The sequence below is a fragment of the Mesorhizobium sp. M5C.F.Ca.IN.020.32.2.1 genome (assembly GCF_004023105.1).
Taxonomy (GTDB): Bacteria; Pseudomonadota; Alphaproteobacteria; order Rhizobiales; family Rhizobiaceae; genus Mesorhizobium; species Mesorhizobium wenxiniae.
Map to the genome: position 1 here is coordinate 1 of NZ_RZSX01000132.1, position 9833 is coordinate 9833.

13 protein-coding genes and 1 pseudogene are annotated in these 9833 nt (G+C 60.9%); 5 read left to right on the plus strand and 9 right to left on the minus strand.

Going from position 1 to position 9833, the window contains the following annotated elements; all coding sequences use genetic code 11:
- From EOA86_RS09315 to EOA86_RS09330, 4 genes are all read right to left on the minus strand, one after another.
- Positions 1-313 (minus strand): glycosyltransferase family 1 protein (locus EOA86_RS09315; RefSeq protein WP_164891648.1); only part of this gene is annotated, 313 nt, incomplete at its 3' end.
- A 220-nt stretch (positions 314-533) separates the two neighbouring features.
- Positions 534-1946, minus strand: a complete 1413-nt coding sequence (locus EOA86_RS09320; RefSeq protein ID WP_128341326.1) for an ATP-binding protein — start codon at positions 1944-1946, stop codon at positions 534-536.
- 52 nt (positions 1947-1998) lie between these two features.
- On the minus strand, positions 1999-2718 hold the full coding sequence (locus EOA86_RS09325) for a response regulator transcription factor (RefSeq protein ID WP_036267167.1): 720 nt from the start codon (positions 2716-2718) through the stop codon (positions 1999-2001).
- Positions 2696-3238 carry a MarR family transcriptional regulator gene (locus EOA86_RS09330; protein WP_164759859.1) on the minus strand — a complete coding sequence of 181 codons (543 nt, stop codon included), beginning with the start codon at positions 3236-3238 and terminating at the stop codon, positions 2696-2698. Before EOA86_RS09330 ends, EOA86_RS09325 begins: the two co-directional genes overlap by 23 nt.
- A gap of 241 nt (positions 3239-3479) precedes the next feature.
- Here EOA86_RS09330 and EOA86_RS09335 point away from each other — a divergent pair, with 241 nt between their 5' ends.
- The 3 genes from EOA86_RS09335 to EOA86_RS09345 all read left to right on the plus strand — a co-directional run bounded on the left by EOA86_RS09335 (position 3480) and on the right by EOA86_RS09345 (position 5610).
- Complete coding sequence (locus tag EOA86_RS09335) at positions 3480-4373, plus strand: branched-chain amino acid aminotransferase (protein WP_029349987.1); 894 nt, start codon at positions 3480-3482, stop codon at positions 4371-4373.
- Positions 4374-4518: 145 nt separating this feature from the next.
- The gene (locus tag EOA86_RS09340; RefSeq protein WP_127211759.1) at positions 4519-4842 is read left to right on the plus strand and encodes a hypothetical protein; all 324 of its coding nucleotides are present in this window, start codon (positions 4519-4521) and stop codon (positions 4840-4842) included.
- Between the two features lie 126 nt (positions 4843-4968).
- The gene (locus EOA86_RS09345) at positions 4969-5610 is read left to right on the plus strand and encodes an MBL fold metallo-hydrolase (RefSeq protein ID WP_127211760.1); all 642 of its coding nucleotides are present in this window, start codon (positions 4969-4971) and stop codon (positions 5608-5610) included.
- 117 nt (positions 5611-5727) lie between these two features.
- Here the strand turns inward: EOA86_RS09345 and EOA86_RS09350 are convergent, their stop codons facing one another.
- The 3 genes from EOA86_RS09350 to EOA86_RS09360 all read right to left on the minus strand — a co-directional run bounded on the left by EOA86_RS09350 (position 5728) and on the right by EOA86_RS09360 (position 7035).
- On the minus strand, positions 5728-6144 hold the full coding sequence (locus EOA86_RS09350) for a BA14K family protein (RefSeq protein ID WP_128341328.1): 417 nt from the start codon (positions 6142-6144) through the stop codon (positions 5728-5730).
- 212 nt (positions 6145-6356) lie between these two features.
- Positions 6357-6569, minus strand: coding sequence for a cold-shock protein (locus EOA86_RS09355; RefSeq protein ID WP_006202521.1), 213 nt, complete (start codon positions 6567-6569; stop codon positions 6357-6359).
- Positions 6570-6822: 253 nt separating this feature from the next.
- Positions 6823-7035, minus strand: coding sequence for a cold-shock protein (locus EOA86_RS09360; protein ID WP_023799871.1), 213 nt, complete (start codon positions 7033-7035; stop codon positions 6823-6825).
- Between the two features lie 452 nt (positions 7036-7487).
- Here EOA86_RS09360 and EOA86_RS09365 point away from each other — a divergent pair, with 452 nt between their 5' ends.
- Positions 7488-7889 (plus strand): Kazal-type serine protease inhibitor, encoded by a 402-nt coding sequence (locus EOA86_RS09365; protein ID WP_029349995.1) that lies wholly within the window; start codon positions 7488-7490, stop codon positions 7887-7889.
- Between the two features lie 188 nt (positions 7890-8077).
- On the opposite strand, the gene EOA86_RS09370 is transcribed toward EOA86_RS09365, so the two are convergent.
- Positions 8078-8248 (minus strand): hypothetical protein, encoded by a 171-nt coding sequence (locus EOA86_RS09370; protein WP_245497200.1) that lies wholly within the window; start codon positions 8246-8248, stop codon positions 8078-8080.
- Between the two features lie 77 nt (positions 8249-8325).
- Positions 8326-8589: pseudogene (locus EOA86_RS09375) on the minus strand (hypothetical protein); the annotation flags it as partial.
- A 634-nt stretch (positions 8590-9223) separates the two neighbouring features.
- On the opposite strand from EOA86_RS09375, the gene EOA86_RS09385 reads away from it, so the two are divergent.
- A complete protein-coding gene (locus tag EOA86_RS09385; protein ID WP_128341329.1) occupies positions 9224-9541 on the plus strand; it encodes a DUF1488 domain-containing protein in 318 nt (105 codons plus the stop codon).
- Positions 9542-9833: the final 292 nt, after the last annotated feature.

Below are 9833 nucleotides of genomic sequence, written 5' to 3' on the forward strand. Positions count from 1 at the left end.
TGTGATAGCTTGTCGTGAACGGCCGGCCGGCCTTGCGGCAATAGCGCCGCGCCATGATGCCGAGCGGGCCCTCGGTGACGATATGGATATGATCGGGAGTGCGCGCTTCGATCAGGCGCGCGACGTGGCCTGGCCTCGTCAGCGCCAGCCGGATATCCGGGTAGGTCGGCAGGGGCAAGGTGCGAAATATGTTCGGGGTCAGGAAGTCCGTCTCAACGTCGAAGGATTTGAGGGTTTCCGAAAGCCGTTCCAGCGTGTGGACGACGCCGTTGACTTGCGGGCGCCAGGCGTCGGTGACCATCAGGATGCGCATAGCTGCCCTTTGCTTGAAAGGTCGTCGGTTTCCTTGATGCGAGGCCGCAAGGCCGAATCAATCAGGATCACGCGCTTCATGCGCGCTCTTCAGCATGGTTTCATGACGCCCCGATGAAGGCATAGCCGATGGCCGTCTACAACCACAGGAAAGCACGATGCGTAGGTTCAAAAGCGTCAGAGCGTACTTTGTGCGTCCAATTGGACGCACGTCGCTCTAATCAGGCCGGAACCTTGATGACGGCGCGCAAGCCGCCGAGCGGGCTCTTGTCCAGCATGATGTCGCCGCCATGGCTACGGGCAATGTCGCGAGCGATGGCAAGGCCAAGGCCGGTACCGCTGGCATCGAGATTGCGGGCCTCGTCAAGCCGCACGAAAGGCTTGAACACGTCCTCGCGCTTTTCGGGCGGAATGCCCGGACCGTCGTCGTCGATGGTGACGAGCAGCGAGCCGCGGCCGTGGTTGGCGTTGATCTCCACCGTCTTGGCGTAACGGAAGGCGTTGCCGACGACATTGGACAACAGCCGGGCAAAGGCGTGGGGCCGCACATGCAAATTTGGGTCGCCGGCGAGCGTAGTCGACAGTTTGCGTTTGCGCAGCCTGGCCTCCTCGCCGAGCTTGTCGAAATAGGCTTCAAGATTGAAACGGCCGGCGTCTTCCGTCGCCTCGCCGCGGGCAAAGGCGAGATAGCCTTCCAGCATCGACTGCATGTCATCGATATCCTGGCCGAGCGCCTCGGTGTCGGCCTTGGTCCCGGTCAGCGCAAGTTGCAGCTTGAAGCGGGTGAGGATGGTTCTCAAATCATGACTGACGCCGGTCAGCATGGCGGTGCGCTGTTCGAGCTGGCGTTCGATACGCTCGCGCATCTGGATGAAGGCAAAGCCGGCGCGGCGAACCTCCTCGGCGCCGCGCGGACGGAAATCGGGCGGCATCGGCCGGCCCTTGCCGAAACTTTCGGCGGCCTCGGCCAGCGTCAGGATCGGCCGGATCTGATTGCGCAGGAAAGGGATGGCGATCATCAGTAGCACCAGCGAGGTGCCGACCATCCAGATCAGGAAAATGTGCGTGTTCGAGGCATAGGCCTGGCTGCGGCGCACGAAGGCGCGCAGCACCTTGCCCTCGAGCTGGACGCGGACCTCGATGATATTGGAATTGCCGACCGTATCGATCCAGAATGGACGGTTGATCTGATGGGTGATCTCGGACGAGAGAATTTCGTCGAGGATCGAGAAGAACGGCTTTGGACCGGGCGCCGGCAGCGGATCGGGCGGAAGCAAGTCGATCTTCAGCTGCATGCGATCCTGCGCGATGCGGATGATGTTGGCGTAGTCGGCGTCGTTCGGATAGGTTTCCACCAGGTCGACGATTGCGGCAATGTCGCGGACCGTGGCCTGCGACAGGCGCTGTGTCACGGTCTGCCAGTGGCGTTCCATGAAGACAAAGGCGAGGACCGATTGCAGCAGGATCATCGGTGCGATGACGATGATCAGCGAGCGGGCATAGAGCCGCTTCGGCATGTAAAGCGAAACGAGGCGCCAGAACCGTTTCCAGGCGAGCGGCACCGCCTTCAGTACCCGCGTGGCGCGAGCGCTCAAGCCGCGATCTCCCGGCCGTTCCAGTTGCGTGGTCGCCATTCGCCCTCGTTGCTCATCTTCAGCCACTCAACAAGGGGCTGTGGGCGTCAGTCTATTCCACGCTGAGCCGATACCCAATACCGCGCACGGTCTGCAGCCAGACCGGATTGGATGGATCGCGTTCGATCTTGCGGCGCAGCCTGTTGATCTGGACGTCGATGGTGCGTTCGCCGACTTCGGACTCGTCGCCGACAAGCTCATGACGCGGTATCGTTTCGCCGGCCCGCGCCGCGAAGATCGCCAGGATCTCCTGCTCGCGGTCGGTCAGCTTCAGAGCCTCGCCGCCACGCTTGAGCTCCCGCCTGGCGATCTGGAACGTGTAAGGGCCGAAGACCAGTTGCTCGACTTTGGGCGTCGTTGCCGGACCGCCGCGGCGCAGGATGTTGTTGATGCGCAGGATCAATTCGCGGGGATCGAAAGGCTTCGGCAGATAGTCGTCGGCTCCGGCCTCGAGCCCGGTAATCCGGCTGTCGGTCTCGGAGAGCGCGGTAAGCATCAGGATCGGCACGTTCTTGCTTGCCCGCAGCGCCTTGGCCAGATCGACACCGGTTTCGCCCGGCATCATGATATCGAGCACGAGCAGATCGAAATCGAGGCCGGCGAGCTTGCGCCGCGCTTCGCCGGAATTTCCGGCAACGGTGACGCGAAAGCCGTTTTCGGTCAGATATTGTTTGAGAAGATTGCGGATACGGGTATCGTCATCAATCACCAGCAGATGCGGCGCGTCGTCGTCCGGTGCTGCCGGTTGATCAACCCTTTCGATGGTCTCCATGGCTTTTCCCTGACGTTTTTGCGGGCACAATGTCGATCTGCGCTCTTAGTTCCGGATTGACCATTGCTTCCAGGAAGCGCTCGATCAAGGTGCGTTCGGTGGCTCCGGCATCTTCCAATGCAGCATGGATGCGGCGTGACTGTGGCCGTGCCAGCGCCAGTGCCAGAGCGCGGCCCTTGGCTGTCGGATAGAGCTCGCGCTGGCGGCGGTCGCGCGGGCCCTGCAGCTGGACGATGTGGTCGGTGTCGATCAGCTGCTTGAGCACGCGCGCCAGGCTCTGCTTGGTGATCTTCAGCACATCGAGGAGTTCGGCGACCGTCAGGCCAGGCCTGCGATTGACGAAATGCAGAACCCGGTGATGGGCCCGGCCGAAGCCATAGTCGGACAGGATCTGGTCCGGATCGGAGGTAAAATCGCGATAGGCGAAGAAGAACAGTTCGATGATGGCAAAGTCGATGCCGTCCTCGTCGGTGATCGCCGTCCTGATCGGTTTTCCGGCTGGGTGGCTGCGATCTGTCATCTTTTCTCCGTGCGAAAGGGAAATTATGTCAGTACTATTGACGTAATTTCCCGGCAATGCTAATTTTTGACAAGCTTTTCGGCGGATTGCGAACGAAAAGGCAAGGGAAGGCCGTTTTTCCGGAACTTCCTGTGTTTGCCAGAGCTTATATATCCGCCTACGCTTCGAGATACCGGCCGCCCGGTGCGGCTGACGATACGCGCAACGATAATGTGCGGGCGGCCGCCCGCGGGAGGTTACCATGGCATCCGTTCCCTTTGACCAAATGGACGGCTTCATCTGGATGAACGGCGAGTTCGTCAAATGGGCCGACGCCAAGATCCACGTGCTGACCCATGGCCTGCACTACGCCAGCGCGGTGTTCGAGGGCGAGCGCGCCTATGGCGGCGAGATTTTCAAGCTGACCGACCACAGCGAGCGCCTGCACGAATCGGCACGCCTGCTCGGCTTCAAGATTCCCTATTCGGTTGCCGAGATCGACGACGCCTGCCGCACGCTGTTGAAGAAGCAGGGTTTCCAGGATGCCTATGTCCGGCCGATCGCCTGGCGCGGCAGCGAACAAATGGGCGTTTCGGCGCAAAACAGCCGGATCAACTGCGCCATCGCCATCTGGCAGTGGCCGAGCTATTTCGATCCGGCACAGAAGCTGAAGGGCATCCGTCTCGATCTGGCCGAATGGCGCCGCCCCGATCCGCGCACCGCGCCGTCGAAATCGAAGGCTGCCGGCCTCTACATGATCTGCACCATGTCCAAGCATGCCGCCGAAGCCAAGGGCTATGCCGACGCCATGATGCTCGACTGGCGCGGCCAGGTTGCGGAAGCGACCGGCGCCAATATCTTCTTCGTCAAGGACGGCAAGATCCACACGCCCACCCCCGATTGCTTCCTCGACGGCATCACCCGCCGTACGGTGATTGGCCTTGCCAAGGATCGCGGCTTCGAGGTGATCGAGCGCACCATTATGCCGGAAGAGCTCGAAGGCTTCCAGCAGTGCTTCCTCACCGGAACAGCGGCCGAGGTGACGCCCGTTTCAGAGATCGGTCCATACCGATTCGAGGTGGGTGAAATTGCCAAGACTCTGATGAACGACTATTCTGCAGCCGTTCAACCCAAGCACGCAATCGCAGCAGAATAACGAAAGTCACAGCTTTTTTTATAAGTAGGGGCGGTTTTCGGGCCGCCCCTTTTATTTAAGCACTTCTGCATTTGACTTTCGTCCAATTCGGCGTCTCATGATGCTGTCGGCCCGGGAGGCTGGCAGCTATGGAGGGACTGGTAATATGGACATGAACACGCTTCTTCCGATCATTGTTCAGGTGATTATGGGTATCATCGGTGGCCAGGCGGTGGGCGCGGCGCTCAAGACAGCGGCAGTGGGGCAGCTTACCAAAATCCTGGGCGGCGCCCTTGGCGGCGTCGGCGGTGCGGCCATCCTCGGCAGCCTGCTCGGCGGTGGCACGATCGATCCGGCTGCGGCCGCAGCGGCAACGAGCGGATTGGGCAGCGCGCTGAATGTACAGAACATCCTCGGCGGTGCCGGTGGTGGCGCCATTCTGACGACCATCATCGGCGCGGTCATGAATGCGACGAAGAAGTCAGCCTAGCGGTTTCGGGCTTTTGCATGGGCGGCTTCGGCCGCCCATTTTTTTGCGTTGTGGCGACAGCCGGTTGCGGTGGACGACGTTCGCGTGTGGATCTACATCAGGGGCGACACAGCGAAAGGGACGATCATGGGTCAGCTCAACGCCGGCGTCGTGCCGGTCACGGCCTTCCAGCAAAACTGCACCATTCTCTTTGACATGGACGACAGACAAGGCGTCGTCGTCGATCCGGGCGGCGACATCGAGAAGGTGCTGGCGGTGCTCAAGGACAATGCGATCAACGCCGGCGCGATCTGGATCACGCATGGTCATATCGACCATGCCGGCGGCGCCATGGAGCTGAAGGAGGCGCTCGGCGTCGAGATCATCGGCCCGCATGAGGCCGACCGTCCGTTGCTTGCCAATCTCGAGAAACAGGCGAAACACTACGGCATCACCGATCCGGTGCGCAATTGCGTGCCCGACCGCTTTCTCAGCGAAGGCGATACCGTCTCGTTCGGCCAGCACGCGTTCGAAGTCTTTCATTGCCCCGGCCACGCGCCCGGCCATGTCGTCTACTACAATCGTGCTGCTAAGTTCGCCCATGTCGGCGACGTGTTGTTTCGCGGCTCGGTCGGGCGCACCGACCTGCCGGGCGGCGACCACGCCGCGCTGATCGCCTCGATCAAGGACAAGCTTTTGCCGCTCGGCGACGACATCGGCTTCATCTGCGGCCACGGTCCCGGCGGCCGCTTCGGCGAGGAGCGCCGGAGCAATCCATTCCTGATTTAAATGCATTGCGGCTGAGGAGCCTCACGCGACGCGCATCGGTCTCCTGCCTTTATGCATGCCTACGACCAAAAGCGCTGGTCTGGCGGACAGCGCTTTTTGTTTGGGGGCAGGGAAGCCTCAGTTCGCGGTGCAGAAATGCTGTTCGCCGTCATAGCCGGTGAACGTGCCGGTGCGGGCGTTGAAAGAGCGATAGCGATCCGAACAATATTCATACCAGCCACGGGTCCATGGCTCGGCATAGCCGTCATTGTAGACGACTCGCGGTTCCGCGTAGTAGCGGCGCACCGGGGCGGGCCGTGGATAACGACCATAATCGTCATAGCCGGGGTCGTAATAGCTGGGCTGCGGGTTGTTGAGCGCACCAACGATCAGGGCGCCGGCCGCGAGGCCAAGGACGCCTGCCGCGACCGCATCGCCATTGCCACGATGGTGGTGCCGGTGACGCCAGTCACCAGCGCTGGCCGCTGGCAAGGTCGCGAGCGTGGTCGAAACAATCGCGGCGGACAGGATGGTGGTCTTGAAAATTCGGTTCATGTCGGTCTCCTTCGTGCCGGCCCGGTAATTTAGGGATGCGGTCCGGCTTTACCGAAGCTAATAGGCGACCGTGGCTGAACGGGGGCTGAACGAAATTGACGGGATGGGACCAGTCGATATTCGATCAAGCATGGCGCAAGACACAAATATCGTACGCTCAACAAGGAGCGGACCTGCACGACGGGACCGTCCGACGCTGTCTCGAACTCGGCTCAGCCGATCGACAGGTTGACCGCTTTCGGACCCTTGCCGCGCTTGTCCGGCTCGGTGTCGAATGTTACCTTCTGCCCATCCTCAAGACCGGGAAGACCCGACGCCTGCACGGCCGAAATGTGGACGAAGACATCCTTCGCGCCATCATCCGGCGTTATGAAGCCGAAGCCTTTGGCATGATTGAAGAATTTGACGGTGCCGGTCTGCGGCATGGGAAGCTCCTTTGATCCCATAAAGTCCAGTCTCGGGCCGGCAAATGCCCGAGTGGAAATTTGTCCTTTATTTTAGCGCTATCGGCAAGAGAAAGTTTTGGGAGCATTGGCATGCCGCCCTGGCACGAAAAAAGCGCGACGAAAACCGCCGCGCCTTCGAAACTGGGTCTGGCCCTGAAAGCCGGTTCAAGGCCTTTAGAGGGCCTCGGGCACATTCCTGGCACGTCCGAGCGGACGTGCGCGCGCCGACGGTTCAGTCCGCGCGGAGATTGACCGCCTTCGGTCCCTTGCCCATGCGGTCGGGCTCGACGTCGAACGTGACCTTCTGGCCATCGACGAGCGTGCGCAGGCCCGAGGCCTCGATCGCGGAGATATGGACGAACACGTCCTTGGCGCCGTCATCTGGCGTGATGAAGCCGAAGCCTTTGGTAGCGTTGAAGAATTTAACGGTGCCGGTCTGGGCCATTGGGGAAACTCCTTCACCCGTGTCAGTCTTTGTGGTTTGCCCGCCGCCTGACGCCGTGGGCAAGTCCGGTGGTTGCTTCGGCAGTCATGCATTGGCGCATGGTCAAAACCCCCCGCCGAAAAACGGGGCCGTCAGAGATTCACAGTATCGGGGAAAGGTCGTCCAAAACGTTCCGCTCTCCGGGTCGCAAATGCCCGAACACGAAATTTATCGCACGGAAAGGTGATCGTTGCAAGGTAGCGTCCGCGGGCCGCCCAATGGGCGCATTCCGACGCATCGCATCGATTAGGACGGGGTGCTCGCCCGGTCATCGGCCAGCGCCTGGCCACGCATGGTCCAGCGGGCTGGGAGCTTGCAAACAGGGGTTGCATTTGGCGGTGGAATGGCGAGGATCGGCTTGAAGTGGAGCGCGCGCGTTTGCACCGGAGCGGGGGCTCGAGGGAGATATAGTTATGAAATTTCTTGCGGCAATCTTCTCGCGGCAGGGTTTTGCCATCGTGTTGCTGTCGGCAGTTCTTGCAGCCTGCACAGCGGTGGTGGTGGAGGAAGGACCGGGGTACCGCCCGCCAAGGCCGGGGCCGCAATTCTGCACCAAGCAGTATGATCCGGTCTGCGCCCGGCGCGGTGGCGACCGCCAGACCTTCGCCAATGCCTGCCTTGCCGAGCGGGCCGGGTATCGCATCATCCGCGACGGCCAGTGCCGCGACGGCGGCGGCGGTGGCGAAGAGCAGACATTCTGCACGCGCGAATATGCCCCCGTCTGCGCACGCCGCCGTGGCGAATTGCGCACCTTCCCCAACGCCTGCGAGGCTCGCGCCGCCGACTATCGCATCGTCGACGACGGTCCCTGCTGAGAGGCTGGTTTCCTCCTCGTCTCCGGACGGGGAGGAAGCCATCTATCAACCGGACACAGGCAGGTGAGGGTAGATGGCGCCTCCTGCCTCTACGCCGGCAGCGTCGCCTTATGGCAATGGGCGATGAACTCGGCCCTAGCCATGCAGGTCGTTGTTCCAAACCGCTTCGCACTGTTGGGAGACATGCATTAGGCGCTCGGATTGTCGGCCACTTCGAGATTGTCTTCCGTGGTGACCCGCTCGTAGGTCTCCTCGTCGCTGCGGATGCGGTATTGCGGCGAGCCGTCCTTGACCGGCAGCTTGCTCTTGATTTGGAACAGCTCTGCGGTCTTCTGGACAAGGCCGATGCGGCTCTTCATGCGAACGGTCTGGCCGATCGCGAAAAGATGCGCGGGCGTGTCGGTGCGCGGGCGCGCGTTCTGCTGGAAGCGGATCCTGCAGCATTCTCCTGGTCGCGCCTCAGCGCGGTTTCGAGTTCCGCGAGGTCGATGGCGACCGATTGGCTGGTCTGGCTTTTCACCGTGCTTGCCGGCAGATGGATGAAGGTGGCGACACGGCGCCAGGCAAGCCACGACATGCCATCGATAAGTTCCTCATCGTGGTCGATGTCGTAGTCGCCGGCCGGCAATTTTCCTTCCAGGCCGCCGAGCATGAAGGGTGCCTCGAAATGCGCTATGGAATGGGTAGTTCGGCCAGCCATTCTTGTGCCTCGAAGTCTCGTTTCCGGCTTGGATCCGATAAGTGGTGCCCGCTTTGCGGCAGCGGGACTAAATGTCGTGTGTCCCTGTGTATCGGCAAATTTGGGTATCGGCGATCTGGAATGAGTTTGGCGGGTCGAGAACCTCTGACGCCGCGAGTTGCCAAGCTTGGCCCAAAAAACGATCTCAATTCTTTAATCAGAAATTGCGGTTTATTCAGGAAGATTCCTGCCGGATCGTGATCCATTGACAAAATTAGCTCTCTATAATTATTTGTAGAATGCTGATATAATTCAAGAGTTTTCTGAAAAATGTCTGAGACGTCGCCGGAACTTTTGTACCGGCATCTATGCTTTTCGTTTGAAAGGACAATTTCATAATCTCTGTGAAGACCCCGAGTGGCGTAACCGTAACCTCAATCCCTTCGTCAAGCCGACCGTCGGGCCTGCGAAAGTCATGTCGGCGCGTCTGACGATACGAAGTGACGAGGCAGCAAGGCGAAAGATCGCCGACACCGACGGCACGGCGCGGCGGGCCAGACAGGTTGCGGAGACCAACCGCCTGATCTGACAGTGCCTACAGCGCGTTTGCGCGTCTTTTTGGACGCGCAGAGGGCGCTGTACTACTTTGATTTGCATGATCCTTTTTCGAGCCTCCGGTTCGGGTCATGCGCTGAGGAGCTCGATCACGACGCTGAATTTTCCCAACCGCAGCCGCTCCTATGACGCGGCGGCCAAGCGCATTCGTTTCGTCGGCCATGACGGCATGTTCGAAGTGCCGTTCTTTGTGGAGATTGCAGCGCTTTCGGCGGCAAGTCCGGCCACCAGTGGAGCGGAAGCCGAGTATCTCAGCGCCTTCGATGCGGAGCGTTCGTCGATCCAGGATGTTGCGCGCGAAGCCTATTCGCACGGTCGCAAGAACATGTATGTGCTGACCCAGGCCGATTTCCGGTAAGCTGGCCTGCGAACCCTTGAACCTGCCGCGCCGATGGCCTAGATCGCGGCAGGCGGACAAAACATGGCAGGTTTCCCATCAACAGAGATCCGAGAAGACCGGCAGGCGCGGGCGCCAATTTCGGCTCAGGCGGACAGCCGCCGCTAGGGCTCGACCAGCGCGTGCAGCAGGCGCTGCAACTGCATCAGGCCGGCCGCCGGCAAGAAGCCGAGATGCTCTATCGGCAGGTGCTGGCGCAAAAGGCCAATCACGCAGCGGCGGCGCATTTCCTCGGGCTTCTGCTGCACCAGAC

Bases quoted from the DNA above. Each gene is read 5' to 3' on its own strand.
- EOA86_RS09320 (WP_128341326.1), bottom strand. From the start codon at position 1,946: ATGGCGACCACGCAACTGGAACGGCCGGGAGATCGCGGCTTGAGCGCT.
- EOA86_RS09370 (WP_245497200.1), bottom strand. From the start codon at position 8,248: ATGAAGAGCCGCATCGGCCTTGTCCAGAAGACCGCAGAGCTGTTCCAA.
- EOA86_RS09360 (WP_023799871.1), bottom strand. From the start codon at position 7,035: ATGGCCCAGACCGGCACCGTTAAATTCTTCAACGCTACCAAAGGCTTC.
- EOA86_RS09330 (WP_164759859.1), bottom strand. From the start codon at position 3,238: ATGACAGATCGCAGCCACCCAGCCGGAAAACCGATCAGGACGGCGATC.
- EOA86_RS09365 (WP_029349995.1), top strand. From the start codon at position 7,488: ATGAAATTTCTTGCGGCAATCTTCTCGCGGCAGGGTTTTGCCATCGTG.
- EOA86_RS09385 (WP_128341329.1), top strand. From the start codon at position 9,224: ATGATCCTTTTTCGAGCCTCCGGTTCGGGTCATGCGCTGAGGAGCTCG.
- EOA86_RS09355 (WP_006202521.1), bottom strand. From the start codon at position 6,569: ATGCCGCAGACCGGCACCGTCAAATTCTTCAATCATGCCAAAGGCTTC.
- EOA86_RS09325 (WP_036267167.1), bottom strand. From the start codon at position 2,718: ATGGAGACCATCGAAAGGGTTGATCAACCGGCAGCACCGGACGACGAC.
- EOA86_RS09335 (WP_029349987.1), top strand. From the start codon at position 3,480: ATGGCATCCGTTCCCTTTGACCAAATGGACGGCTTCATCTGGATGAAC.
- EOA86_RS09340 (WP_127211759.1), top strand. From the start codon at position 4,519: ATGGACATGAACACGCTTCTTCCGATCATTGTTCAGGTGATTATGGGT.
- EOA86_RS09350 (WP_128341328.1), bottom strand. From the start codon at position 6,144: ATGAACCGAATTTTCAAGACCACCATCCTGTCCGCCGCGATTGTTTCG.
- EOA86_RS09345 (WP_127211760.1), top strand. From the start codon at position 4,969: ATGGGTCAGCTCAACGCCGGCGTCGTGCCGGTCACGGCCTTCCAGCAA.